The sequence below is a fragment of the Enterorhabdus sp. P55 genome (assembly GCF_009911695.1).
In the GTDB taxonomy this organism is placed as follows: domain Bacteria; phylum Actinomycetota; class Coriobacteriia; order Coriobacteriales; family Eggerthellaceae; genus Enterorhabdus.
Map to the genome: position 1 here is coordinate 14,157 of NZ_QWKK01000016.1, position 22,507 is coordinate 36,663.

At 69.4% G+C, this 22,507-nt stretch carries 34 protein-coding genes; all 34 read left to right on the forward strand.

Annotated features, from left to right (window positions below):
- Window position 1 precedes the first annotated feature (1 nt).
- Window positions 2-706, forward strand: a complete 705-nt coding sequence (locus tag D1643_RS02980) for a conserved phage C-terminal domain-containing protein (RefSeq protein WP_160708485.1) — start codon at window positions 2-4, stop codon at window positions 704-706.
- Window positions 690-1,394, forward strand: a complete 705-nt coding sequence (locus D1643_RS02985; RefSeq protein ID WP_160708487.1) for an ATP-binding protein — start codon at window positions 690-692, stop codon at window positions 1,392-1,394. Before D1643_RS02980 ends, D1643_RS02985 begins: the two co-directional genes overlap by 17 nt.
- Entirely contained in the window at window positions 1,387-1,800 is a 414-nt protein-coding gene (locus tag D1643_RS02990) for a hypothetical protein (protein WP_160708489.1), read from the forward strand. The genes D1643_RS02985 and D1643_RS02990 overlap by 8 nt, the downstream gene beginning before the upstream one ends.
- Complete coding sequence (locus D1643_RS02995) at window positions 1,800-2,048, forward strand: hypothetical protein (RefSeq protein WP_160708491.1); 249 nt, start codon at window positions 1,800-1,802, stop codon at window positions 2,046-2,048. Before D1643_RS02990 ends, D1643_RS02995 begins: the two co-directional genes overlap by 1 nt.
- 3 nt (window positions 2,049-2,051) lie before the next feature.
- Window positions 2,052-2,699, forward strand: a complete 648-nt coding sequence (locus tag D1643_RS03000; protein ID WP_160708493.1) for a hypothetical protein — start codon at window positions 2,052-2,054, stop codon at window positions 2,697-2,699.
- Window positions 2,696-2,926, forward strand: coding sequence for a hypothetical protein (locus D1643_RS03005; protein WP_160708495.1), 231 nt, complete (start codon window positions 2,696-2,698; stop codon window positions 2,924-2,926). Before D1643_RS03000 ends, D1643_RS03005 begins: the two co-directional genes overlap by 4 nt.
- A 2-nt stretch (window positions 2,927-2,928) precedes the next feature.
- Window positions 2,929-3,384, forward strand: a complete 456-nt coding sequence (locus D1643_RS03010; protein WP_160708497.1) for a hypothetical protein — start codon at window positions 2,929-2,931, stop codon at window positions 3,382-3,384.
- Between the two features lie 79 nt (window positions 3,385-3,463).
- Window positions 3,464-3,778: a DUF4406 domain-containing protein gene (locus D1643_RS03015; RefSeq protein ID WP_160708499.1), complete on the forward strand. Its 315-nt coding sequence runs from the start codon at window positions 3,464-3,466 to the stop codon at window positions 3,776-3,778.
- On the forward strand, window positions 3,775-4,119 hold the full coding sequence (locus tag D1643_RS03020; protein ID WP_160708501.1) for a hypothetical protein: 345 nt from the start codon (window positions 3,775-3,777) through the stop codon (window positions 4,117-4,119). The genes D1643_RS03015 and D1643_RS03020 overlap by 4 nt, the downstream gene beginning before the upstream one ends.
- Window positions 4,116-4,373, forward strand: a complete 258-nt coding sequence (locus D1643_RS03025; protein ID WP_160708503.1) for a hypothetical protein — start codon at window positions 4,116-4,118, stop codon at window positions 4,371-4,373. The genes D1643_RS03020 and D1643_RS03025 overlap by 4 nt, the downstream gene beginning before the upstream one ends.
- A 5-nt stretch (window positions 4,374-4,378) precedes the next feature.
- Window positions 4,379-4,549 carry a hypothetical protein gene (locus D1643_RS03030; RefSeq protein ID WP_160708505.1) on the forward strand — a complete coding sequence of 57 codons (171 nt, stop codon included), beginning with the start codon at window positions 4,379-4,381 and terminating at the stop codon, window positions 4,547-4,549.
- On the forward strand, window positions 4,539-5,156 hold the full coding sequence (locus D1643_RS03035) for a hypothetical protein (RefSeq protein ID WP_160708507.1): 618 nt from the start codon (window positions 4,539-4,541) through the stop codon (window positions 5,154-5,156). The genes D1643_RS03030 and D1643_RS03035 overlap by 11 nt, the downstream gene beginning before the upstream one ends.
- The gene (locus D1643_RS03040; RefSeq protein ID WP_160708509.1) at window positions 5,156-5,398 is read left to right on the forward strand and encodes a LexA family transcriptional regulator; all 243 of its coding nucleotides are present in this window, start codon (window positions 5,156-5,158) and stop codon (window positions 5,396-5,398) included. The genes D1643_RS03035 and D1643_RS03040 overlap by 1 nt, the downstream gene beginning before the upstream one ends.
- Before the next feature lie 341 nt (window positions 5,399-5,739).
- Complete coding sequence (locus D1643_RS03045; protein ID WP_160708511.1) at window positions 5,740-7,392, forward strand: PBSX family phage terminase large subunit; 1,653 nt, start codon at window positions 5,740-5,742, stop codon at window positions 7,390-7,392.
- Window positions 7,392-8,816 (forward strand): phage portal protein, encoded by a 1,425-nt coding sequence (locus D1643_RS03050; RefSeq protein WP_160708513.1) that lies wholly within the window; start codon window positions 7,392-7,394, stop codon window positions 8,814-8,816. The genes D1643_RS03045 and D1643_RS03050 overlap by 1 nt, the downstream gene beginning before the upstream one ends.
- A complete protein-coding gene (locus D1643_RS03055) occupies window positions 8,816-10,594 on the forward strand; it encodes a phage minor capsid protein (RefSeq protein WP_160708515.1) in 1,779 nt (592 codons plus the stop codon). Before D1643_RS03050 ends, D1643_RS03055 begins: the two co-directional genes overlap by 1 nt.
- Window positions 10,570-10,740 (forward strand): hypothetical protein, encoded by a 171-nt coding sequence (locus D1643_RS03060; protein WP_160708517.1) that lies wholly within the window; start codon window positions 10,570-10,572, stop codon window positions 10,738-10,740. Before D1643_RS03055 ends, D1643_RS03060 begins: the two co-directional genes overlap by 25 nt.
- Window positions 10,733-11,098, forward strand: coding sequence for a YjcQ family protein (locus D1643_RS03065; RefSeq protein ID WP_160708519.1), 366 nt, complete (start codon window positions 10,733-10,735; stop codon window positions 11,096-11,098). The genes D1643_RS03060 and D1643_RS03065 overlap by 8 nt, the downstream gene beginning before the upstream one ends.
- A 216-nt stretch (window positions 11,099-11,314) precedes the next feature.
- A complete protein-coding gene (locus tag D1643_RS03070; protein ID WP_160708521.1) occupies window positions 11,315-11,815 on the forward strand; it encodes a hypothetical protein in 501 nt (166 codons plus the stop codon).
- A 3-nt stretch (window positions 11,816-11,818) separates the two neighbouring features.
- Window positions 11,819-12,733, forward strand: a complete 915-nt coding sequence (locus tag D1643_RS03075) for a major capsid protein (protein ID WP_160708523.1) — start codon at window positions 11,819-11,821, stop codon at window positions 12,731-12,733.
- Between the two features lie 10 nt (window positions 12,734-12,743).
- Window positions 12,744-12,872: a hypothetical protein gene (locus tag D1643_RS12020; RefSeq protein WP_255478033.1), complete on the forward strand. Its 129-nt coding sequence runs from the start codon at window positions 12,744-12,746 to the stop codon at window positions 12,870-12,872.
- Window positions 12,869-13,234: a hypothetical protein gene (locus D1643_RS03080; protein ID WP_160708525.1), complete on the forward strand. Its 366-nt coding sequence runs from the start codon at window positions 12,869-12,871 to the stop codon at window positions 13,232-13,234. The genes D1643_RS12020 and D1643_RS03080 overlap by 4 nt, the downstream gene beginning before the upstream one ends.
- A complete protein-coding gene (locus D1643_RS03085) occupies window positions 13,231-13,560 on the forward strand; it encodes a minor capsid protein (RefSeq protein WP_160708527.1) in 330 nt (109 codons plus the stop codon). Before D1643_RS03080 ends, D1643_RS03085 begins: the two co-directional genes overlap by 4 nt.
- A complete protein-coding gene (locus D1643_RS03090) occupies window positions 13,557-13,886 on the forward strand; it encodes a minor capsid protein (protein ID WP_160708529.1) in 330 nt (109 codons plus the stop codon). The genes D1643_RS03085 and D1643_RS03090 overlap by 4 nt, the downstream gene beginning before the upstream one ends.
- On the forward strand, window positions 13,883-14,278 hold the full coding sequence (locus D1643_RS03095; RefSeq protein ID WP_160708531.1) for a minor capsid protein: 396 nt from the start codon (window positions 13,883-13,885) through the stop codon (window positions 14,276-14,278). Before D1643_RS03090 ends, D1643_RS03095 begins: the two co-directional genes overlap by 4 nt.
- A 12-nt stretch (window positions 14,279-14,290) precedes the next feature.
- A complete protein-coding gene (locus D1643_RS03100; protein ID WP_160708533.1) occupies window positions 14,291-14,995 on the forward strand; it encodes a phage tail tube protein in 705 nt (234 codons plus the stop codon).
- A gap of 93 nt (window positions 14,996-15,088) precedes the next feature.
- On the forward strand, window positions 15,089-15,562 hold the full coding sequence (locus D1643_RS03105; RefSeq protein ID WP_160708535.1) for a hypothetical protein: 474 nt from the start codon (window positions 15,089-15,091) through the stop codon (window positions 15,560-15,562).
- The gene (locus D1643_RS03110; protein ID WP_160708537.1) at window positions 15,531-16,184 is read left to right on the forward strand and encodes a Gp15 family bacteriophage protein; all 654 of its coding nucleotides are present in this window, start codon (window positions 15,531-15,533) and stop codon (window positions 16,182-16,184) included. The genes D1643_RS03105 and D1643_RS03110 overlap by 32 nt, the downstream gene beginning before the upstream one ends.
- A complete protein-coding gene (locus tag D1643_RS03115; RefSeq protein WP_160708539.1) occupies window positions 16,177-19,032 on the forward strand; it encodes a phage tail tape measure protein in 2,856 nt (951 codons plus the stop codon). Before D1643_RS03110 ends, D1643_RS03115 begins: the two co-directional genes overlap by 8 nt.
- A complete protein-coding gene (locus D1643_RS03120; RefSeq protein WP_160708541.1) occupies window positions 19,029-19,856 on the forward strand; it encodes a hypothetical protein in 828 nt (275 codons plus the stop codon). The genes D1643_RS03115 and D1643_RS03120 overlap by 4 nt, the downstream gene beginning before the upstream one ends.
- Window positions 19,835-20,818 carry a hypothetical protein gene (locus D1643_RS03125; RefSeq protein ID WP_160708543.1) on the forward strand — a complete coding sequence of 328 codons (984 nt, stop codon included), beginning with the start codon at window positions 19,835-19,837 and terminating at the stop codon, window positions 20,816-20,818. The genes D1643_RS03120 and D1643_RS03125 overlap by 22 nt, the downstream gene beginning before the upstream one ends.
- Window positions 20,818-21,717, forward strand: coding sequence for a hypothetical protein (locus tag D1643_RS03130; RefSeq protein WP_160708545.1), 900 nt, complete (start codon window positions 20,818-20,820; stop codon window positions 21,715-21,717). The genes D1643_RS03125 and D1643_RS03130 overlap by 1 nt, the downstream gene beginning before the upstream one ends.
- On the forward strand, window positions 21,714-22,241 hold the full coding sequence (locus D1643_RS03135; RefSeq protein ID WP_160708547.1) for a hypothetical protein: 528 nt from the start codon (window positions 21,714-21,716) through the stop codon (window positions 22,239-22,241). The genes D1643_RS03130 and D1643_RS03135 overlap by 4 nt, the downstream gene beginning before the upstream one ends.
- Window positions 22,241-22,378 (forward strand): CD1375 family protein, encoded by a 138-nt coding sequence (locus D1643_RS11550; protein ID WP_201750932.1) that lies wholly within the window; start codon window positions 22,241-22,243, stop codon window positions 22,376-22,378. The genes D1643_RS03135 and D1643_RS11550 overlap by 1 nt, the downstream gene beginning before the upstream one ends.
- Window positions 22,379-22,507 lie beyond the last annotated feature (129 nt).

The window sequence follows — 22,507 nt, forward strand, 5'->3', positions numbered from 1 at the left end:
CATGAGCTTCACCTGCTTCGACAAGTTCAAGAGGGTGCTCGACGGCATCCCGGACGAGGGCGACCGCAAGACCATGGCCCTCGCCATCATCGAGTACGGCCTCACCGGCGCCGACCCCGGGTTCTGCTACCCGCTCTCGGCGATCTTCGAGGCCGTGCGCGAGGACATCGACAACTCGCGGGACGCCCGGGAGAACAACAAGGGCGGCCGGCCCAGGGGCTCCAAGACCAAGCGCAAGGCCACCGCGGCGCCACCGGCCGACGCGGGCGAGGTTTCCGCTGCCGGCGAAAACGGGGGTTCCGAAAACCAGAAACCCCCGTTTTCGGAAGGGGGAACCCCCGTTTCGGAGAACGGAAACCCAAGCCAATCCAAGCCAGGCCAGACCATTCCATGCCAAGACAACCCCCTACCCCCTTCGGAAGGCTCCTTCGCGGTCATGTGCCTCGGGGCCCTCAACGAGGAGCTGGGGCGGGACTACACCCACCTCCCGGCGCCATGCGCCCGCACCCTGCGCCAGGCCCAGGGCCGCCACACGGTCGAGGAGGTCCGCGCCATGGTCGCCTACAAGCGCGACGAGTGGAGGGGCACGCAGTTCGCAAAGGCCCTGACGCCGAACACGCTGTTCAGCCCCGACCACTTCGAGCAGTACATGGCCCAGGCCGCCGGGCACCGGGAGGAGGAGAGCCGCTATGCCGCCTACGACTAGCTGCCCCCACTGCGGGGCGCCCCTCGAGCCCCTCACGGTCGTCGTCAACGGGAGGGAGGTGCGGGTGGCCACGCGCCCCTGCCCCTGCCCCGGGGCGGCGGCGGAGAGGGCCGAGCTCGAGCGCAGGGAGGCCGACGAGGAGCGGGCGCGCCTCGTGCGCCAGGCCGCCAGGCGCGTGGAGCGCGCGGGTATCCCGAGGCGCTACGCCGAGGCCGAGCACCCCAAGGCCCAGGCTGTCTCGGCCAAGGTGCTCGCGGGGCGCGGGGTGTACCTCCACGGCGGGAACGGCACCGGCAAGACCCACCTCGCCTGCGCGGCGGCCCTGCTGTGCCTGATGCGCGGCATGGACGTGCGATTCGCCGTCGTTCCCTCCCTGCTCGAGGGCATCCGCTCGCGGAGCAAGGGCGCTGGCGAGGCCGTCTCGTCGCTCTCGAGCTGCGGCCTGCTCGTCCTCGACGACCTGGGCAAGGAGGCGGCCTGCACCCCCTACGCGGCCGAGCGCCTGTTCGACATCGTGAACGAGCGTTACAACTCGATGCTCCCGGTGGTCGTTACGAGCAACTTCACCCGAGGCGAGGTGGCCCGCCGCATCAGCGAGGGCGAGGTCGGCGTGGCCATAGCGTCGCGCCTCGCCGAGATGACCGACTCCGTCCACCTGGACGGGGCTGACAGGAGGATCCATGGCTAGGGTGTCGACGCTGCCGGAGATGTGGCGGCCCCTCATGGGCAGGCCGTCGGTTCGCATGCCGTGGTGCCCGGTCTGCGGGCGGCCCGGCCCCCTCGAGCAGCACCACCCGGTACGGCGCGGGGCAGGCGTCCTCTACGACGAGCACGGACGGGAGGTGGCCAAGCCCACGATCACGCTGTGCGGCTTCGGGAGCAACCTCAAGGACGCCGACGGCAGGCCCTACTGCCACGGCCTGGCCCACCACAACCGGCTGCACTTCCGCTGGGCGGAGACGAGGCAGGCGAGCCGGGCGCTCGGGGACCTGCCCTTCCCCGTCTGCGGGGGCCACTGGGAGTACCTGCTCCTCGACGAGCCGGCGGACTACCTCGCGGCCCTGTCGATGCCGGGATGGCGGAGGCTCGGGTGATGTGGGCGCCGGAGCCCTGGCACACGCCCCAGGACGCGGCCAGGATGCGCGAGGCGTGGGCGTGGGCCTGCGAGCACGGCACCTGCGGGGACTGCGCGCACGCGGCGTGGTGCCCAGGCACCGACGTGGGAATCTGCCGCCTGCGCGCCGAGGATCGAGACATCGACGAGTGCTGGATCGAGCCGGGCATGAGGGCCATGGCCGAGTGCGGCTACGAGCCGGACTACGAGTACGACGAGGAAGGATAGGACATGGGAGAAGCGAAGAAGGGCGTGGCCGAGAGGCTGCGCGAGGCTTACGAGGGGCCTGGCTGCACGCCGATGACGATCGCCCGAACCGTCGGGCTCGAGGAGCCCAGGTGCTGCGAGCGGGGCTGCGGCGTGTGCCTGAGGCGCATGCTGTCCGCGCTTGCAGACATGATGGACGCCGAGGTCGCCGAGGCGCGCGAGGCGAGCGCGCGGGACGGCATGGCGGTCATCGCCGCGGCCGAGGGCTGGCCGGCCCTGCGGGACGGCGAGTCGGTCGTCAAGTGGGTGGATCGCGCCTGGCTGCCCCGCCCCCGGTACGAGGGCGGCGAGCCGGTGGAGGTCGGCGGCCGCGCCGCGACCCTGGCCGGCAGGGTCAGGAGCTACCGGGTCTCCGACAGCGGCGGATGGGTGCTGTTCGGATGCGACGACTACGACATCGTCATGGGGTCGCGGGACACGCCGGTGGCGCCCCTGCCCGAGGATACCCAGGAGGACATCGACGCCGAGGCGTCCCTGCCGCCTACCGCCTACTGCGCCCAGCGGGGCATCAACCTGGGCGACGACCCAGACCGCGAGAAGGCGACCTCAGCCATGGTGGCCGACCTGCTGCGCCGCCAGCGCGAGGTGTGCGAGAAGGGAGGCGCGAAATGATCCCAAAGAACGTGACGATGAAGAGCTGCGTGGGCAAGCGGGCCGTTGCTGACTGCGACATCGAGAACAGGTTCGGAGTGATAGTAAAAGGCTCTGAGGTCAAGATAACCGGATCAAACAGCTACGGCATGGAGATACGGACCACACCGTGCCAATGCTGTGGGGTCAGCCTCAAGGTAACCAGAGTCGGCAAGGGGTCTCTGACCGTTTTGGAGGAAGGTGAGTAGCCATGTGCGTGCATTGCGAGGGCGAGCATCCCATTGTGATGGAAGCAGAGACGCAGAGCAAGCGAGTCAAGTACCTCGCGATCTCCGGCGGTCACCTGTTTACCGCAAACGACTGGACGGCGCACGGCCCGCTTATTCGGCTGAACTACTGCCCCATGTGCGGGCGCGACCTGAGAGGGGGCGCGAACGAGGACGGATCCGTCACGATGCCGCGCGACCTCGCCCACATGGCCCTCTGCGGCGCCGTGCGCTGGTACGTCGGGCGCGGTACCGTCGCGTCCCGCGAGGTGGCCGACAGCATCCGGGAGCTGCTGCCCCAGCTCGGCGCCGGCACCAAGGCCGTCATGGCCCGCGACATCCGGCGGGAGCTGGAGACGCACGGCGCCACGCCCGGTCCCATCGACGACATGGCCCCGTGGCGCGTCCTCCTGGACGCCATCGAGGGGGAGCCGTGCTAGCCGCGGTGCCCTGGGTAGCCGGAGGCCTGCTGCTGGTGGTCGCCGCCGCGGCGGTGGCCGAGGGGGTGAGGTGCCGGTGATGCTCTACGTGATCGGCCCAGTGACGGGGAGGCCGGATGACAACTTCGAGGCGTTCGGCGCGGCGTCTGACAAGCTGTTTGAAGCAGGGTGCCACCCGTGCATCCCGCACGAGTTCGTGCCCAAGGGGGCCGCATGGCCCGACGCGATGCGCGACAGCATCCACGCGCTTACCGGCCATAGGCCCGCCTTCGATGGCGTGGCCATGCTGGACGGCTGGGAGCAGTCCAGGGGCGCCCGCCTTGAGCGCCAGGTCGCCGAGGCGTGCGGCATCCCATGCAAGACCGTGAACGAGTGGTTGGAGGAGGCGCAATGAGCGACGAGCTTAAGCCGTGCCCCAAGTGCGGGCAGCCCGTCACCGGAGGCCTGTGCGGAGGCCCTGCGGCATACGGGTGTCGCGAGTGGGAGTACGAGGTTGAGTGCGGCTGCGGGCTGCTGTGGAGTTGTAGCCCCGGCGACGTTGACGAGGATGAGGCCGTCCGGCGCGGCGTCCAGGAGTGGAACGCCCGCGCCGAGCGCACGTGCCGCAAGGTGCCCGGAAAGATGCACTTCGGAGAGCGCCGCCCGAAGTGCTCGGAATGCGGCTATGGCCTCGGCGACAGCCGTTGGGTCTATTGTCCGAAGTGCGGCGCGAGAATAGAAGGAGGGCAATCATGAGCCTTGCAAGATACACCGGCCAGTCCCGGAAGCTCAGGGAGCTGGCCGTCGAGAAGCTGGGGGCCGAGAAGGTCGCCTGTATGAGCGACGAGGAGGTGACGAGCTTCGTCGACGGCGAGTACGCCATCTTCTGGGGCGACTGCACCGACGGCTTCGCGGGTCACGGCCCCGACGAGGAGACCATCGTCCTGGTACGAAACGACGCGTTCAGGGAACTCCGCGAGAGCGGCGCAGTCGTGTTCGTGGAGCGGTGACGGCCATGGCGCGCAAGGAGGTATGCCACGGCGACCATGGCGCGGAGCCGCGATTCCCCGGCGACTGCTGGACGATGTGGAGCGTCTGCTCGGAGTGCCGGGGAGCGGTGAACCCGTGGGACGAGGAGTGCCGCCATTGCGGCGCCGAGTTTGAGGAGGACGATGATGGGCAATAAGCTGCTGCACGAGCGGCTGAGAGAGTGGGCGAGCAACAGGCCGTTCCGATTCAACGAGGCATGGGAAGAGTTCGAGGTTGCTGGAAACGACGAACTGCTCGCCGCATTCGCCGACGAGATCGAGCGCCAGTACGTCCCCGTGCCGCGCTTCCCCGACGGGGAGCCCGTACACCTGGGATGTCCGGTTTGCGGTGGGGTCGTGGGCGGATTCAGCGTTTGGGACGACGGGTCATTCGCACTCTACAGCGAGGACGGCGATGTGCTCCAAGAGGGGGAACCCGGTGATTTCGCCAAGCGACCCGAGCTGAAGGCGCTCGACGCCGAAGGCGTTGAGGTCAAGGTCGGTGACACTGTGTGGTTCTTCGACAAGGTGGCCGGAGGCCCCGTGGGCGATCCGATGGAGGTCGACAAGGCAGTGTGCGGGACGCTCATGTTCGAGGGCGGGGTCGTGATGCCGGCCTACATGATGACCCACCGCGAGCCTGACAGCCTGGAGAAGCTGCGCGCTTCGATCAAAGCGGTTTCGACGGTTGCGTGTGGTGCATCTAAAGGTGAAGTCAAAGAATGGGCAGACCGCCTCACCGCCCTCATGGAGAGGGGTGCATGATGACTGACGAGCAGGTGTACGGGGCAGTCGTCGAATGGTGGCGCAAGAGGGGCATACCCCCGTCTGTCAGGGACGTGGCGTCGATGCTGGGCGTGTCAACATCGACCGCCCACAGGCACCTGAGGAGCCTGGCGGACGCGGGGGCCGTGCATATGCCCAAGGGGACGCACAGGTGCATAGAGCCCGTCGGCAGGTTCGCAGTCATAGGAGGTCGCATCCACGAGCTGGGGCCGGTGTCGTGAGGGAGGGGGCGCGGGGCTGGCGCCGCCGCCCGTCCCCGAGGTCGCGGCAGGCGACACCTGCCGGATGATGCCATAGGGAGGTCTCATCCCCCACCTCCCCTTCTCTCCTCCAAGGCTTGGGCCGTCCTCCGGGGCGGCCCTCGCCGTTGGAGGGAGCGACACGTCCGAGAGAATCCAGGCCGAGGAGGTGAGCCGATGCCGCTCAGCCAGATGAGGTGCTGCCGGTGCGGCGGCACGATGCCGATACGGCGCAGGCGCGGCCACCTGCGCAAGCGCGACCACGTAAAGACCATGTGGTGCCCTTGGTGCAAGCGCGTCACACAGCACAGGGAACGCTTCTAGTGCTCACCGCCCCCCAGGAGAGATACTGCCAGGCCCGCGCCCGTGGGCTTTCACAGCGCCAAGCGTACCGCGAGGCCTACCCGAAGTCTGTCAAGTGGAAGGACTCGGCGGTGGACTCGCAGGCTTGCCGCCTTGAGAAGATGCCCAAGGTTTCCGCAAGGGTCAAGGAGTTGCAGGATGCGGCCGCAGAGCAGGCTGTCGCGTCGCGTGCGGCCGTCATCGACCGAATGGCGGCCCTGAACGCCCATGCATCCAAGATAGCCGTGGAGAGGGCGCGAGAGGGCTTCATCGACAAGGCGGCCACCGATGCAATGATGGCCACAGGCTCCAAGCTGCTGGACGTTCTGCCCGACGATACGGGCAAGGCTGACGGCATCCTGAGGGTGTACGACTTCGGGCTGCTCATCGGGCGCGCCTTCATCGACCTGCACCGCTCCATCATCGCCCACGAGTTCGAGGAGATATGGGAGGAAGGCGGGCGCGGCTCGCTCAAGACCAGCCACATCGCCACCGAGATCGTGAACGGCGTGACCACCGTGCAGGGGCGCAATGCCCTCTGCATGCGCAACCGGACGAACAAGCTGCGCACCTCCGTCTATGCGGAGATCAAGAAGGCCGCCCGGAGGATGGGCGTGGCCGACGAGTTCACATGGGGCAAGTCGCCCCTGCAGGCCGTGCACAGGCCGACGGGCAACGTGATCTACTTCTTCGGAGCGGACAACGTGAACCCCGAGGATTCCCCTCTCAAGGGCCTGGCGCCCGAGGAGGGCTATATCGCATACGTGTGGTTCGAGGAGGCCAGCCAGTTCCCCGGCTACCGCTACGTCCGCAACGTGAAGCAGACGGTGCTGCGCGGTGGCGGCGACCTGCCCACGTGGACGTTCCTCAGCTACAACCCGCCCGTATCGGCCAACGCCTGGGTCAACCGCGAGAGCAAGCAGCCCCAGGAAGGCCGCACCGTGCATCGCTCGCACTGGACGGATGCGCCGAGGGCGTGGCTGGGCGACGCGTTCATCGCCGTGGCGGAAGCCCTCAAGGCGCGCAACCCCAAGGCGTACCGCCACGAGTACGACGGCGTGGCCACAGGCACGGGCGCCAACGTCATCGACCCGGAGATCATCGAGGTGCGCCCCATCACCGACGAGGAGCGCGCCTCCCTCGACAACATCAGCCACGGCGTGGACGCGGGCAGCGTGCACCCGTGGGTGCACATCCGCGTGGCCTACGACGTGGACGAGGGCGTCCTGTGGCTGTTGGACGAGGACACGGCGACCGGGCACGACGCCCACGACACGCAGACCGCGCCGCTTCTGGCCGAGCGGCTGGGGCAGTTCGGCGAGGAGGACGCCGACCTGTGGTGCGACAGCGCGGCAAAGGGCATGATCCTGTACTACCGCCAGCAGGGGCTGGCGGCTCGCAAGGCGTACAAGCAGGGCGTCAACTCCCCCGCCGAGCGCGTGAGGTGGCTCAACCGCTGCTCCCGCATCGTGATCGACCCCGAGACTTGCCCCCTGGCGGCCGAGCAGTTCCCGGCCCTCGAGTACGTCATAACGCCGTCAGGCGACATCACGGAGACACTGCCCAAGGTGAACGACGACGCGATAGACGCGGTGGGCTACGCCGCGTCCATCTGGATCAGGCAGGGGCTGTGATGGCGAAGGGAAACGGCGTCTACTCGTACATGGTTGATTGGCTCGGGGAGCTCGGCTACGCCCCGGACACGCGGATGGCCGGGGCCATCGCGGAGTGGGAGGGCTGGTACGCGGCGCGCAACGCATGGTACGACTACACCGTGCAGCGCGGGCAGGAGACCTTCCCCGTCCACCGGGAGTCGCTGCACCCCGCGGCGGCGGTGGCCGAGGAGTGGAGCAACCTGCTCATGAACGAGCGGTTGGACATCACGTCGCCCGACGAGGAGATGGCCGGCGTCATCGGGCGGCACTTCGCGGGGTTCGGCGTGGGGCAGGCCGAGTTCGTGGCCCGCTCCTTCGCCCTGGGAACCGGCGCGTGGGCCATCAGCGCGGGCGGGGTGTCGGGCGACGGGCTAGCCAACCCCCACGCGGACATCAGGATCGCTGGGTACACGGGCGGGCAGGTCATGCCCCTCACGTGGTCTGCGGACGGGTGCACGCAGTGCGCATTCGCCTCGCGCGTCGAGGTCGGGGGCAAGGACTACGACCAGTGCCAGGCCCACGTGCTCGTGGGTGGCACCTACCACATCCTCACGCAGCTGTTCGACACCAAGGGCCACCGCCGTACGTACCCCGACGAGGTTCTGCCCGACCTCGACACCAAGTCCCCGCTGCCGACCTTCGCCATCGTGAGGCCCTCGACGCCGAACACCCTGTTCGAGAGCTGCGCGATGGGCGCCAGCGTGTTCGCCAAGGGCATCAGCGCCATAAAGGCGACCGACGAGGCCCTGACCTCGTTCCTCACCCACATGCGCGTCGGGCGCCCCAAGATGTTCGTGGCCGACACCATGGTCGCGAAGCGCAAGGTCAAGGCGCCCGACGGCACGGACAAGACGGTGTACGACGCCTTCGGCGAGGCCGACGACATCGTGTACCGCGTCCCTCCCGGTGAGGAGGGCGCCAAGCAGATGGACGTGATCCAGCCGAGCCTCTGCGTGGCCGAGAACGAGGAGGCCGTGAGCGCCGGGCTCAAGATGCTGGCGCTCACCTGCGGGCTCGGGGACAACTACTGGTCTTGGGACGGCAAGGCCGGGCTCAAGACCGCGACCGAGGTGGTCAGCGACTCCTCCATGCTCGTCAGGTCGCTCAGAAAGCACCAGAACGCCCTGGAGCGGTCGGTCGTCCGCCTCGTGCGCGGCGTGGCCGGCGTGTGCCGCCACCTGTGCGGGACGCCGGTAGACCCGTGCGCCGAGGTGCGCATCGACTTCGACGACAGCATCATCACGGACGTGAACACCGACAAGAACATGGCGCTGGCGGAGATCAGCATTCTGGGCGTCCCGGCCCTCATTCGGCGCTACCTGGTGCAGTACCACGACTTCACCGAGGAGGAGGCCGCAGAGGCCGTGCCCGACGAGGCCGCTGCCGCCGACCCCGGCTACTGATGCTGTCCCCCGATCAGATCGAGGCCGCGGGCGACGCCGTGGCGGCCGTGTACAACGGCATAGAGGCCCGGATGCTCGACCATCTGGTGGCGGCCATGCTCGCCGGCGACGGCATCACCCGGCGCACCGTGACCGAGATCGCGCTCCTCGCGCAGACCCACGCCGGGGAGCTGCGCCGCATCATCGACGACCATGCCGGCGAGATCGACGAGGCGGTGCGCGCCACCGCCGAGGAGATGCTGGCCGCCTCCGACGCCGACGACGCGGCCAGGGCCGGCGGCGAGCCGATGTGGCCGCAGCAGGTGGCCGCCACCGTGGACGGTATCGCCCTCGTCCTCGCGCGCGACAACATCCAGATGGTGGAGGGCGCAAAGCAGGCGTTCCTCTCCGCGTCCATCGAGGCCGTGACCCTCGCCAACACCGGCATGGCCACCGCCGAGCGGGCGCTGCACCGGGCGGTGCGCAAGCTTGAGCGCGAGGGCGTCTCCGTCATCACCTACCAGGACGCCGAGACCGGGCGCGTAACCGTGCGCAACAAGGTGGACGTGGCGGTGCGCAGGCACGTCCGCACCCAGATCGCCCAGGACGGCGCACGGATGACCGAGCGGCGCATGGGCGTGCTCGGCGTCACGCTCGTGGAGGTTTCGAGCCACTGCGACAGCCGCCCGGAGCACCGGCCCTGGCAGGGCAGGTGCTACAGCCTCGTCGGGGATGTGGAGATCGAGGGCGTCCGCTACCCCGACTTCTACGCAGCGACCGGCTACGGCAGCGTGGACGGGCTCATGGGCGCCAACTGCCGGCACTCCTTCGGGCCGTACCGCCACGGCGCGACCCATGCCTACGAGCCAGACCCCAAGCACCCCAGCGGACTGCCCGGCGAGGAGGTCTACCGCCTGGAGCAGCGCCAGCGCGCCCTGGAGCGGCGCATCCGCGAGGCCAAGCGGGAGGTGCGCGGCGCCCAGCAGGCATACGACGCCCTGGGCGACGCCGAGGGCCGCGCGGGCCTGGCCAAGGCGAAGGACGGGCTCAAGAGGAGCCAGGCGGCCATGCGCGGGCTGATAGCCGACGCCAACGCGGCCAGCAAGACCGGCGCGCCAGTCCTCCACCGCAAGCCGGCGCGCGAATGGGCAGGGGACATGCCGAGGGTGAGGAGCATGGCCCAGCTCGCGGCGGAGGGCAAGGTGTCGAGGAAGGAGCGCGGGGACGGCTACAGCGAGGACTACGCCGTCAGGAGGCGCGTGGTGAACGGGGCGGCGTACAAGGCGCGGTTCGGCGAGCTCGGCCTCCCGAAGCGGGCTGCGGAGACGGCGCACCAGCAGGCGATGCGCATCCTGGAGGATCGCGACGGCACGGCCGGGGAGAGGCTCTGCGCCATCTCGTGGAGGACGGGGGAGCTCGTCGCCGACACCTTCGGGCGGCCTCCGGCTGACTTCGCAAGCGGGTTCGCCGCAGAGCAGGTCGACAGGATAGACAGGGTGCCAGGAGGGGTGGTGCTGCTCCACAACCACCCGGCGAGCGGCCCGCCGTCGGCCACCGACATCTGCACGCTCGCGAAGCACGAGTGGGCCAGAGCCTCGGTCATCGTCTGCCACGACGGGGCGATCTACCTGCCGCGCGTCCTCCGAGAGGGCGTCGTGGAGGCGTATAATGAAATAATCAATGACGTCAGGGGTGCAAATCCCGCGGAATCGGACAGCAAGGCCGTAGAGAAGATGGCGCAGGACGCCCTTTACCTGGAAAACGAGGAGGCGAAATGGTTCAAGATCACAAGGCGCTAGAATGGGCTTTTACCATCGACGACACCGCCTCCGAGGCACCGCCAGTGCTCACCGCCGAAGAACAGCAGAAGCATGACGCGATGGTCAGGAAGATCGTCGAGATGCGGAAGGAGCGCCGCAAGAGAGCGGGGGCCCAGCATGTCTAACGACGACCTGCCCGTCATCCTCTACAAGCTGCTCGCCTACCTCTACGAGTGCATGAAGCGCGAGCTCCCGCCGTCCGAGTCGCAGGCGCGGGATATCTGCGGAGCGAACGCGACCATGCTCGCCGCGGCCGCCCAGTCGGCCGTGGACAAGGGGCTCGCCACCGGCATCACGGTGAAGAGGTACTACGACGGGGAGCGGGCCGTGCGGTTCGAGGACGCGATGCTCACGGCCGACGGCGCTGAGTACCTGATCGAGAACTCCACGATGCGCAAGGCCAAGGAGGTCGCGGGGTCGGTATTCCAGGCCGCCCTCGACGTTGCCATGGCCACGCTCGGCAGGATCGCCACTGGCATCTAGCCCCACAACCCAGGGAACGACGGAACGGCTCACGATCCGCCCGTCCACCAGCCCCGCCACGGCGGGGCTTTTTCATGCCCTGGCGACACCTCCGGGAAACTACAGGATGACGCGAGGGGCGGCGGCAACGGCCCCGCATCGCCCGCCTGTGCGACAAACAGGCACCGAAGCGCGCAGAGAAGCGCGGCAAACAAACCCCGGGGAAAGGCTGGAAGAATGGCGGACACGGATCCCACGAACACCACCACGACCACGACGACCGAGCCGGGCGCGGCATCCGCCGCGGCAACCGCGCCCGCAACGCAGGCCGCACCGCCGGCAGAGCCCGCAACGCAGGCAACCGCGCCCGGCGCCACCATGAGCGTGCACAAGCACCAACGCGAGGTGGCCAAGATCGAAGCGGAGCGCGACGCCGCGAAGGCGGAGGCCGAGGGCTACAAGGCGCTCAAGGCCGAGTTCGAGCAGTGGAAGGCGGCCCAGGAGGCCAAGGAGGCGGAGGGCGAGCTCAAGGCGGCCGGATGCATCGACACCGTGGCCGCGGCGGCCCGACTGAGCGAGTTCGGCGGGGACGTGGCCAAGCTGAAAGAAGCCGCGCCCTACCTGTTCGCCTCGGAGGACGCGACGAAGAGCACGGGCGGAACGCCCAAGGGCGCCCCAGGGTCTGACGGCATCGCCAAGACCATCCGCGAGGGCGTCCGCGACAAGATTGGAGCATAGCCAATGATCACACTTCAGGAGCTGGCGACCAACTCCGACGACAAGCTCGTCCAGGGGTTCATCAGCGAGATCATCACCGACAGCTTCCTGCTGTCCAGCATGACGTTCGACGACTGCCTGACCAGCTCGGGCACGTCCGACCTCGTCTACACCTACAAGCGAGTGAAGGAGGGGAAGACGGCGGCGTTCCGCGCGCTCAACTCCGAGCCGGCCAAGAGCAAGCCCACAGTCGAGCGCGTCAGCACCCAGGTCGCCATCCTGTCCGACTCCTGGGACATGGACCGCGTGACCAAGGACGCGGCACCCGACCTCTACGCCCTCTACCTGGAGGAGTCGAAGAACGCCATCATCCGCAAGTTCTGCGCCACCGTCATCAACGGCGACACGGAGGCTGACGCCAACGGGTTCGACGGCCTCAACAAGGCGCTCGCCGGCTCCGCCACCGAGTTCGCGAGCGAGACCGACCTGACGGTCATCACCCAGGAGTCGGCGCTGGCCTTCTGCAAGGAGCTCGACACCATGCTCTCGGCGCTCACGCGCGACCCCGACGCTCTCATGGTGTCCCCCGCGATGAAGGTCAAGATCAACGCCATCGGGCGCGTCCTCGGACTCGCCACCACGTCCCGAGACGACATGGGGCGCCAGGTGTCCGCATACAACGGCGTCCGAATCCAGGAGATGAAGGACGGCTCCCACACGACCGACGACGTGTACGCCGTCTGCTTCGGCCTCAACGAGTTCCACGGCATCACGCTCAAGGGCGGCAACGCGATCTCCGTGCACCTGCCCAACTGGGAGACCCCCGGCGCCGTCAAGACCGGGGACGCCGAGTTCGTCTGCGGCTGCGCCCTCAAGAAGACGAAGGCCGCGGGCGTGCTGCGCGCCAAGGCGGCCGCCGCGAAGGCCGCGAGCAAGTAGGAGGCGGCCCGTGAAGACCACCGGAAAGACCGTGGCGGGGAAGACCGTGCGCGTCCGCGAGGCGGCCCCGAAGACCCGCCCCAAGGCGGCGCCGAAGGCCGCCCCGAAGAAGCCCGGGAAGGGCGAGGGGGAGGCATGAGCCTTCCTCCCGTCGCATACGCGGACTACGAGGTCTGGGGCGGAACGCTCGGGGAGGACGCCTTCGATGCGTCCCTCCGGGCAGCGGTGTCTGCGGTTCATGCCGTCATCGGGGCGAACGAGCCGGCGGACGCCGACGACGAGGACGCCTACGCCCGGGCGGTGTGCGCCGCCGCGGACGTGGATGCGGCCTACGGGGCGTCCGGGGGCATCGGCGAGGGCCTGGCGTCGGTGACGCTCGGCAAGTTCTCGGCCGCCCTCGGCTCCGCCGCGTCCGGGGCGTCGGCCTACGACGTGGACATGGCCCGGGCCGTGCGCCGCGAGCTCGTCGGGTCGTCCCTGCTATACCAGGGGATCGCATGACCCCGCCCATCCCCCGCCGGCTGCTCACGTCCACGGCGGTGGTGCAGGTGCCAGCCAAGGGCTCCCTTGGGGGCGTGTACGCCGAGCCGGTGGAGCTGCGGAGAGTCGCCTTCGAGCGCGCCCAGGAGGTGCGCCAGACCGGCTACCAGCTCGCCGACGGCCCCAGCGGCACCATGTACGTGGACGCCGTCGCCACCGAGGGGGCCTTCCGCGTCCCGGTCGGCTCCCTCGTGAGCGTCGACGGCTCCGTCCCCGTCGCCGTCACCAGGTGCGAGGAGCTGCGCTGCGGGGGACAGGTGCACCACTGGGAGGTGGAGCTGGGATGAGCGTGAGCGCCGACCTGTCGGGCCTCGCCCGCATCGAGCGAGACCGGGCCGACATCCTGGAGGAGGCGGCCAGGCGAGCCGAGCTGGAGATAAGGCGCTACGTGCCGGTGGCGGAGGGCACCCTGCGCGCCTCCGCGCAGATCGCCAGCATGTTCCGCGCCGGGCTCATCACCTGGTCGACCCCCTACGCCGCCGAGCAGTACTACGTGCCCATGGCCCACAGCCACCCCGGCACCTGCGACCACTGGGACGAGGCGTGGGCGCGCGAGAGGCTGCCGGAATGGCTCGACTACGTGGGCCGCATCTACGAGGGGAGGATCGGATGACCAGGAGGCTCGACCTGCTGGACGTGGCCGAGGCGCTGCTGGAGGCGGCGGGGATGCCGGGCGTCACCATGACGCTGGCGGACGCATCCAAGATGCCGGAGGCCACGGTCATCACCGCGGGGCCGCCCATGGGCGCGCGCCGCTACTGGGACGGCACCGGGACGACATCCCAGCGCCTGACCGTCATCTGCAAGAGGTTCGGCGAGGAGGCCGCGCTCGGCGACGCCACGGAGGCCAGCCGCCTCATGCGCCGCGAGGGCGCCCTGCTCTCCGCCAACGGCTCCTACCGGCTCGTGTCGTGCGAGGCCGAGGGGCCCAGGTTCGTGACGTGGGATCCGCAGGGCCGCTGGCTCTACGCGTTCGACGCCACGGTCACCTACGAGGAACTATAGAAGGAGGACACCGTGGACATCGGCTTCGAGATCAACTACATGCACTCCATGACCATCGACACCAACCCGCAGGGCGAGGAGGACTGGGCCTACGTGGGCCCGGGCATCGACTCCATCGCCTGGGCGGGCTCCGACAACCTGAACGAGAAGGCCTACTGGAACATGGGCGGCGCGTCGAGCAAGAACGTCACCGGCGTGAACGTCGGCTGGGACGTGACCGGAGACCGCCTGCGCGGCGACAAGGCCCAGGACTACGTCGCTTCGCTGGCCTACACCAAGGGCAGCGAGCGCAAGACCCGCGTGCGCCTGACCAACCCCGACGGCGAGGTGCTGGAGTGGCCGGTGGTCATCACCAACATCAAGGGCCACACCCCCGACGGGGAGAGCACGGCGAACGTGCCCTTCGCGTTCTCGGTCACCTGCGAGGGCGACCCCGTGCAGGTCTCCCCCGCCGAGGGCACCGACCTGCCCGAGACGGTGACCGTGGCCGACGTGGAGGTCGCCGTCGGCGCCACGGCCCAGATCACCCCGACGGTCACCCCCTCGACCGCCTCCGACTGGTGCTTCTACGCCGTCAACGAGGCGGGGCGCGAGGTCTGCTCCGTCGACGCCGAGGGCAACGTGGTCGGCCTCAAGGCCGGCGAGGCCGTCATCACCGTCAAGTGCGCGACGCGCCCGAGCGTCAACGCGCAGGCGAAGGTGACCGTGACCGCCTAGGCGACACCCGCGGGAGCATATCGGCAGAGGCCGGGGAAGGGCGCAGCCTCCCCGGCCTCCTCTTTTCTCTGCGCAAGAAAAGGAGGCAACCCCATGGAGATCAAGGTCAGATCGCTCTACGAGCCGCTGGACGTGACGGTGGAGGACGCCGACGGGTCGTCGACGACCGTGCACGCCGTCGTCGACCTGTCCGGCGACGGCCTGGTCGAGTTGGCCGGCGTGTGCATCAAGGCCGCTGACAAGGCCGAGGCAGCCCGGCTCCTCGCCAAGAAGGCGGAGGAGGAGCGCGACGTGGAGGGCACCCGCAAGGCGCTCGCCAAGGTCGGCAGGATCGTGCGCGAGGCGCTGGAGGCCGCCATCGGCGAGGAGTCCGTCGCGGAGATCAGGGCCGCCGCGTCAGGCTACCGCGAGCTGCCGGACGCCGCCTACGCCGAGCTGCTGGGCCAGGTGTTCGCGGCGGTCAAAGAGATCGTGATGGCCCGCTACGAGGGGCGGATGGACGAGAAGGCTGCGCACTACCTTGCGGAGGTATACGATGCGCAGCCCGAGCCTGACCAGGGAGACTAGGCACGACGAGCGCGGGCGCGCCGTCAGCCGCTACGAGCACGGAGGCGCGCCCGTCGACGTGTACGACTCCGCGAGGACGGCGCTGCTCGTCCTGGAGCTGTTCCGGGACGAGTCCCTGCGCGACTGGGAGAAGGCGTCGCTGCTCCCCTCCATGATCTTCCCCGACCCCTCGCAGGCCGCCGAGGCCGCCCAGGGCGACCCCCAGGGCCTGCTGTCCCACATCCTCTGGGAGGCGTTCGGCCTGGACTCCGACCACACCCACGGGGACGAGGCCCCCGCCTTCGACTGGGGCCAGGACGCCGCGCGCATCCGCGCGTCGCTGCTCGCCGCCTACGGCATCGACTGGGACGAGGCCAGCCGGGCGCTGCCCTTCGCGGACATGGTGGGGCTGCTCGCCTCGCTCATGGAGACCGGCGAGAGCACGCCCTTCTCCGAGGCTGTGAGGGCGCGGCTCGCGAAGCCCCCCAAGGCCACGAGGCACAACAAGGCCGAGCGGGACGCCTTCGCCGCGCGCCGGCGCCACTTCGCGCTGGACGGCGACGCCCAGCGGAGCGCCAAGGCGGCCGACGACGCCATGGCCGACGTGTTCGCCGCGGGGATGAGGGCGGCGCGCCGTGGCTAACCAGATAACGCTCAAGGTCACCCTCGACGACAAGGGCGCCGTCAGCGGCGTCAGGAAGATCACCTCGGAGGTCGAGGGGCTGAGGAAGGCGGACGCCGGCCTCAAGTGGGAGGGCACCCGCGACGGGGCCAGGGCAGCCAAGGACGCCGGGGATGGCTACACCACCCTCAAGAACGTCATGGCGAACCTGGCAAGCCAGGGCATCGCCATGGCCGCCGGCGCCCTCAAGGACATGGCCGCGTCGGTCGTGGAGATCGGCTCGACCTTCGAGAGCTCCATGTCCAAGGTCGCCGCGCTGTCGGGCGCGACCGGCGACCAGCTCGGCCAGCTCGAGGCGAAGGCCCGCGAGCTCGGGGCCTCCACCACGTTCTCCGCCTCCCAGGCCGCCGACGCGCTGGGGTACATGGCGCTCGCCGGCTGGGACACCGAGCAGATGCTCGCGGGCGTCGGCAGCGTCCTCACGCTCGCCCAGGCCGGCGAGATGGACTTGGCGGCCGCATCCGACCTCGTGACCGACTACCTGTCGGCCTTCAACATGGAGGCGGGCGAGACCGCCCGCATGGTGGACGTACTCGCCTACGCGCAAGCCAACGCCAACACCTCGGTCGAGGGCCTTGGCATGGCCTTCAAGAACTGCGCGGCCAACGCCAACGCCGCCGGCATGGACGTGGAGACCACCTCGGCAGCCATCGCCATGATGGCCAACCAGGGCCTCAAGGGCTCCGAGGCCGGCACCGCCCTCAACGCCGTCCTGCGCGACATGACCGCCAAGATGCGGGACGGCGCCATCGCCGTCGGCGACCAGTCCGTGGCCGTCATGGACGCCGAGGGCAACTACCGCGACTTCGCGGACATCCTGGCCGACGTGGAGGCCGCCACCGACGGCATGGGCGAGGCGGAGAAGGCCGCCGCGCTCCAGAGCACCTTCACCGCAGACAGCATCAAGGGCCTCAACCTCATGCTCAACGCCGGGGCCGACGAGCTGTCCGGGTTCCGCGACGAGCTCTACGACTCGGCCGGTGCGGGCGAGGAGATGGCCCGCGTCATGACCGACAACCTGGGCGGCGACCTCGCCGCCATGGGGTCGGCCTTCGAGGAGCTGGCCCTCAAGGTCTACGACGGCGTGCAGGAGCCGCTGCGCCAGGTGGTGCAGTTCGTGACCGGGTCGGTGGTGCCGGCCGCCGAAGCCGTGGTCGCCCACGCGGAGTACGTGGGGATCGCGCTCGCCGGCGTCGGCGCGGCCGTCGCCGCGCTCAACTTCGGCAAGATCACCTCGACCCTCTCCGCCGTCCCCAAGCTGCTCGCCGGCTTCACCGGCGGCCCCATCCTCGCGGTGGTGGCGGCGATCACGGCGCTGGCGGCCGGGGCGAAGTGGGCCTACGACAGCGTGGAGCCGTTCAGGCAGGCAGTCGACCTGCTGGGCTCGACGGTGATGGAGTGCGCCGGCATGGTGGCCGGCCGGCTCGGCGAGGCCCTGTCCGGCGTGGCGTCGGGCCCCCTGCCCAGCCTCTCCGACATCGTGTCCGGCGTCGTCGTGCCGGCCCTCACGTCGCTCGCCGGGTTCATCGCCGACCAGGTGGTGCCCGCCGTCGTGGACATCGCGATCTTCGTAGCCGACAACGTGGTGCCGGCGCTGGCGTCCCTCGCCGACTTCGTGCTCAACAGCGTGGTTCCGGCCTTCACCGGGTTCGCCGGGTTCCTCCTGGAGAACGTGGTGCCGGCGCTCATGGAGGTGGCGGGCTTCGTCGCCGGCACCGTGGTGCCCGCCGTCGCGGAGCTGGCCGGGTGGTTCGGGGAGAACGTCCTCCCCATCCTCCAGGCGTTCGCCGACTTCGTCCTCTCCACCGTGCTGCCGCCGATGACCCAGCTCGGCATCTTCATCGGCCAGAACATCATCCCCGCCGTCATGATGATGGCCGAGGCGATAGGGACGGCCATGGCCGTCATCCAGGGGGTGTGGGAGGCCGCCTGGGGCGTCGTGTCCTCCGTCATCGAGCTGGTGTGGGGCAACGTCAAGGCCGTGGTGGAGACGACGCTGGGGGTGCTCCAGGGCATCATCCAGGTGGTCACCGCGGCCATATCCGGCGACTGGAAGGGCGTCTGGGAGGGCATCGGGCAGGTGTTCTCCTCGATCGTAAACGGCATCCTCCAGATCGGCGCCAACGTCATCAACGGCCTGGCCTCGGTCGTCACGTCCGTCATCACGGGCCTGTACAACACCTGGGCGCGCATATGGAACGCCGTGAGCAGCGTGGCCATGTCGGTGTGGGGCGCCATAAGCTCCACGGTCGTGGGCACGGTCACGTCCATCGTGGACACCGCCGTGAGCACCTTCTGGGGCTTCGTCTCGACCGTGCAGGGCATCTTCGAGGGGGTGAAGAACGCCATCGTGAACCCCATCGAGACGGCGAAGGGCCTGGTGAAGGGGATCATCGACGCCATCGGCGGCTTCTTCTCCAACTTCAAGATAAAGCTGCCCCACATCAACCTGCCCCACTTCGCGATCAACCCGCCGGGCTGGCAGATCGGCGACCTGCTCCAGGGCAAGATACCGACGCTGGGCATCGACTGGTACGCCACCGGCGGCGTGTTCGCCGCGCCGTCCGTCATCGGCGTGGGCGAGGCCGGCGCCGAGGCGGTGCTGCCGCTCACCAACCGCCGGGCCATGGCCGACGTGGGCCAGGCCATCGGCGAGGCCGGCGGCCTGGGGATGGACGAGGTGGTGGCGGAGCTGCGGGCGCTGCGCCGCGAGCTGCCCAAGATGATGGAGGCGTACTGCCTGCGCGCGCTCACGGTCAACCGCCGCGAGTTCGCGCGGCTGGTGCGGGAATCGGAGGCGTACCTGTGATAGACGAGCTCACCTACGTCAACTCGCTCGGCCAGGAGGTGTCCTTCGGGGGCGCGCCCGGCCGCTGGGGGTTCGGCGAGACCGACCTGCTGGACATGTCCATGGACTTCGCGAGCACGGGCGGCGTCATCACGTCGTTCTCCTCCGGCATATCAACGCGCTCGCTGCGCGTGCTCGTGGACGGGGGCGACGAGGGGGCCCGCCGGCGCCTCGTGGACGTGCTGGGCGTCGACGCGCGGCGGTGCGTCCCCGGCACCCTGCGCGCCGGGGGCTGCTACCTGCGCTGCTACGCGTCGGGGCTGGCGCTGTCCGACTGGTACTACTTCGACGACATGGCCGCCATCGACGTGACCTTCACCGTGGAGCGCCCCGCGTGGGTGCGCGAGACCTCCCACACCCTCGCGGTGTGGGACAAGCCCGAGGGCGGCCTCGACTACCCGCACGACTACGCCCACGACTACACGTACTCGACGGGCACCACCGCCGTCATCGCGAACCCCTCGCCCCTGCCCAGCCCCTGCGACATCGCATTCCCGGGCCCCTGCGTGAACCCCTTCGTCATCATCGCGGGCAACCGCTACCAGGTGATGGCCTCGGCCGGCAAGGGCGAGCTCATCATCGTGCGAGGCTACGGGAGGCGCAAGGACATCGTCCTGCGGTCGGCAGCCGGCGTCGAGCAGTCCATCTTCGCCGCCGGGGTGCGCGAGGAGGGCGCCCACGTGTTCGCCGAGGTGCCGGCCGGCGAGAGCGTGGCGAGCTGGGACGGCGTGAACAACGTGGGCGTGACGCTCTACGAGGAGAGGTGGACGCCGTGGTCAGCGTGATCCACGCGGACGCCCACGGGCGCGAGATAGGCTACCTGGAGTGGTGCGAGGGCGACTTCACCGTCGGGCGCCTCAACACCTTCGAGCTGCGCGTGCCGCCCTCCGACGGGGTGCGGGCGGGCGACTACCTCATGGTGGAGGGCACCGAGTACGGCGGGGTCGTCGACGGCATGGAGGTGGACACCACCCGCGACTACGTGACCGCCTCGGGGCGCACCTGGCACGGGCTGCTGGCCACCACCGTGGTGGTGCCAGACCCCGGCAGCGAGCGGCTGGTGCTCACCGGCGAGATCAACGCCGTGCTGGGGCGGCTCATCGAGCGCCAGGGGCTCGGCCTGTGCATGGCGGCCTCGGGCGAGGACAGCGGGATGCGGCTCGACGGCTACGGGGTGTCCCGCGCCTCCAGCAGGATGGACGCCTACACGGTCGTGACCGACGCCCTGCGCTCGGTCGGCGCCAAGCTGCGCGTCCGCTACGACGGGGGGCTCCGCCGCGCGGTGCTCTCCGCCGTCCCCCGCGCCGAGTACGTGAGCGACGGCCTGGACGGCAACCGCGGCGACTTCGTGGTGCGCACCACCCGCCCCTACAACCACCTGCACTGCATGGGCCTCGGCGAGGGCACGGCCCGCGCCATCGTCGACGTGTACGCAGACGCCGACGGAAACGTCTCCACCACACAGACGCTGTTCGGCTCCGACCACAAGGCCAAGGTCTATGAGAACACCAACCTCGAAGCCGACGAGCTGCTGGCCGAGGGCATGGACGAGCTGCGCGACCTCCAGGAGGAGCTGCGCACCTGCTCGGTCGTATCGGACGGGTCGGAGCGTTACGACATCGGCGATATAGTCGGCGGCGTCAGCGTGGAGCACGGCGTCGACGTGACGACGGCCATAGCCTCCATCGTCGCGACCGTGGGCGCCGACGGCCTCACGCTGGAGACCAAGACGGAGACGGAGGTCTGATGCCGCACCTAGTCACATCCCACCAGGGACAGCCGCACGTCCTCGCGATAAACGACGCGCGCCGCAACGCCGCGACCTACGGTGGGGGCAAGTACGTGCTGCCCCTGCGCGATCAGTTCGCCGCGTCCGTGCCCAACTCCAACACGATCCGCATCCAGGGCGGCGACGCCATGGTCTGCGGGCGCCACTGGGCCATAGACGGCGCCTACGAGGACTATACCCTCGACAACGGCACGCCCGGGTACAACCGCATCGACATCGTGGTCGCCCGCATCGAGACGGCCCCGGCCGAGAAGGTGGAGATCATCGTCCGAAAGGGCGAGGAGACCGCCGGCGAGCCCGTGGCGCCCTCCCACATCGACGGCGACCTGCTGGCGGGCGACTCCGCCGCCGAGCAGCCCCTCTACGAGGTGAGGATCGAGGGCCTGACGCCGCACGAGCCGGTGCCGCTGTTCGAGGTGGCGCCCGGCCCGTACGTGGGCCACGTCCACGACGCATCCGACATCGACGGGGGCGTCATTCCGGTCGGCCGGGGAGGTACTGGCGTCAAGTCCCTCACCGGCTCCACTGGGCTTATTCACTCCCTGTTCGACACATCGCTCCCCGACGCGGGCTATATCCCCGTTTTCACGGAGCAGTGGGGCGACGGGGGGTACATGAACAAGCAGACCCTTCGCAAGGCCCTGGGCCTCGGGGACACGCTCGGGGCGCTGCCCATTGCCAACGGCGGCACGGGCGTCACGTCAAACGCGGCCATCGCGCTCAAGTCCTACCCGGTCAACGCCGTCTACTTCTCGCGGGCGGCGGCCAACCCCGCCTCCCTCTTCGGCGGGACATGGGTGGAGATCACTGACACCAAGCTCTTCCTTGGCATCTACATGTATCGGAGGACGGCATGAGAATCATCGACGAGCGCGGCCAGGAGCTGCGCGACCCCGACCTCGACCTCGGGCAGCTCGTCCCGGACACCATCGTCATCGCCCACCACCCCGGCACCCCGGAGGTGCCCGAGGTGCGCGAGGAGGTGCTGGCGTGGCCGGAGCCTGGTATGCCGGAGTACGACGAGCGGGACGAGGACGGCAACCTCCTCGCCGCCCTCTACCGCGAAATCATCACCCAGGAGTGGCAGCCCGCCCAGGAGCCATGGGATGAGACGGAGGACGTGCTGGCGTACGTCCCCTACACCGAGGCTGAGCTTGAGGAGATCGAGGAGCGCAAGCGCGCCGAGGAGGAGGCCCGGAAGAAGGCCGAGGCCGAGGCGGCGCGACGCGCGGAGATCGAGGCGTGGCTCGACGACGCCCCCGCCCACGTCTCCGACCTAGACGAGGCCGTGGTCGAGCTCTATGAGGCCCAGGCCCAGGCGCAGCTCGACACCGACGAGGCCATAACGACCCTGTACGAGACGCTGATCGGAGGCAACTGATGGCAGTCCCCAACATTGCGATAGCCAAGAGCTACGCGCGCCTGGTGCGCGCCGGGCGCAAGACCCTCGACGAGGTGCCGGCGGAGATCATACCGGCGCTGCGCGAGGTGGCCCCTGACCTGTTCGAGGAGGCCTGATGACGATTAACTACAAGAAGACCGCCTGGAACGACAACGCAAGCGGCTACACGCCCATCACGCCCACGCGGCTAAACAACATCGAGAACGCCCTCAAGTCGGTTTGCGACGGCTGGGATTCCGTATCCC

Bases quoted from the DNA above. Each gene is read 5' to 3' on its own strand.
- D1643_RS02980 (WP_160708485.1), top strand. From the start codon at position 2: ATGAGCTTCACCTGCTTCGACAAGTTCAAGAGGGTGCTCGACGGCATC.
- D1643_RS02985 (WP_160708487.1), top strand. From the start codon at position 690: ATGCCGCCTACGACTAGCTGCCCCCACTGCGGGGCGCCCCTCGAGCCC.
- D1643_RS02990 (WP_160708489.1), top strand. From the start codon at position 1,387: ATGGCTAGGGTGTCGACGCTGCCGGAGATGTGGCGGCCCCTCATGGGC.
- D1643_RS02995 (WP_160708491.1), top strand. From the start codon at position 1,800: ATGTGGGCGCCGGAGCCCTGGCACACGCCCCAGGACGCGGCCAGGATG.
- D1643_RS03000 (WP_160708493.1), top strand. From the start codon at position 2,052: ATGGGAGAAGCGAAGAAGGGCGTGGCCGAGAGGCTGCGCGAGGCTTAC.
- D1643_RS03005 (WP_160708495.1), top strand. From the start codon at position 2,696: ATGATCCCAAAGAACGTGACGATGAAGAGCTGCGTGGGCAAGCGGGCC.
- D1643_RS03010 (WP_160708497.1), top strand. From the start codon at position 2,929: ATGTGCGTGCATTGCGAGGGCGAGCATCCCATTGTGATGGAAGCAGAG.
- D1643_RS03015 (WP_160708499.1), top strand. From the start codon at position 3,464: ATGCTCTACGTGATCGGCCCAGTGACGGGGAGGCCGGATGACAACTTC.
- D1643_RS03020 (WP_160708501.1), top strand. From the start codon at position 3,775: ATGAGCGACGAGCTTAAGCCGTGCCCCAAGTGCGGGCAGCCCGTCACC.
- D1643_RS03025 (WP_160708503.1), top strand. From the start codon at position 4,116: ATGAGCCTTGCAAGATACACCGGCCAGTCCCGGAAGCTCAGGGAGCTG.
- D1643_RS03030 (WP_160708505.1), top strand. From the start codon at position 4,379: ATGGCGCGCAAGGAGGTATGCCACGGCGACCATGGCGCGGAGCCGCGA.
- D1643_RS03035 (WP_160708507.1), top strand. From the start codon at position 4,539: ATGGGCAATAAGCTGCTGCACGAGCGGCTGAGAGAGTGGGCGAGCAAC.
- D1643_RS03040 (WP_160708509.1), top strand. From the start codon at position 5,156: ATGACTGACGAGCAGGTGTACGGGGCAGTCGTCGAATGGTGGCGCAAG.
- D1643_RS03050 (WP_160708513.1), top strand. From the start codon at position 7,392: ATGGCGAAGGGAAACGGCGTCTACTCGTACATGGTTGATTGGCTCGGG.
- D1643_RS03055 (WP_160708515.1), top strand. From the start codon at position 8,816: ATGCTGTCCCCCGATCAGATCGAGGCCGCGGGCGACGCCGTGGCGGCC.
- D1643_RS03060 (WP_160708517.1), top strand. From the start codon at position 10,570: ATGGTTCAAGATCACAAGGCGCTAGAATGGGCTTTTACCATCGACGAC.
- D1643_RS03065 (WP_160708519.1), top strand. From the start codon at position 10,733: ATGTCTAACGACGACCTGCCCGTCATCCTCTACAAGCTGCTCGCCTAC.
- D1643_RS03070 (WP_160708521.1), top strand. From the start codon at position 11,315: ATGGCGGACACGGATCCCACGAACACCACCACGACCACGACGACCGAG.
- D1643_RS03075 (WP_160708523.1), top strand. From the start codon at position 11,819: ATGATCACACTTCAGGAGCTGGCGACCAACTCCGACGACAAGCTCGTC.
- D1643_RS03080 (WP_160708525.1), top strand. From the start codon at position 12,869: ATGAGCCTTCCTCCCGTCGCATACGCGGACTACGAGGTCTGGGGCGGA.
- D1643_RS03085 (WP_160708527.1), top strand. From the start codon at position 13,231: ATGACCCCGCCCATCCCCCGCCGGCTGCTCACGTCCACGGCGGTGGTG.
- D1643_RS03090 (WP_160708529.1), top strand. From the start codon at position 13,557: ATGAGCGTGAGCGCCGACCTGTCGGGCCTCGCCCGCATCGAGCGAGAC.
- D1643_RS03095 (WP_160708531.1), top strand. From the start codon at position 13,883: ATGACCAGGAGGCTCGACCTGCTGGACGTGGCCGAGGCGCTGCTGGAG.
- D1643_RS03105 (WP_160708535.1), top strand. From the start codon at position 15,089: ATGGAGATCAAGGTCAGATCGCTCTACGAGCCGCTGGACGTGACGGTG.
- D1643_RS03110 (WP_160708537.1), top strand. From the start codon at position 15,531: ATGCGCAGCCCGAGCCTGACCAGGGAGACTAGGCACGACGAGCGCGGG.
- D1643_RS03130 (WP_160708545.1), top strand. From the start codon at position 20,818: ATGCCGCACCTAGTCACATCCCACCAGGGACAGCCGCACGTCCTCGCG.
- D1643_RS03135 (WP_160708547.1), top strand. From the start codon at position 21,714: ATGAGAATCATCGACGAGCGCGGCCAGGAGCTGCGCGACCCCGACCTC.
- D1643_RS11550 (WP_201750932.1), top strand. From the start codon at position 22,241: ATGGCAGTCCCCAACATTGCGATAGCCAAGAGCTACGCGCGCCTGGTG.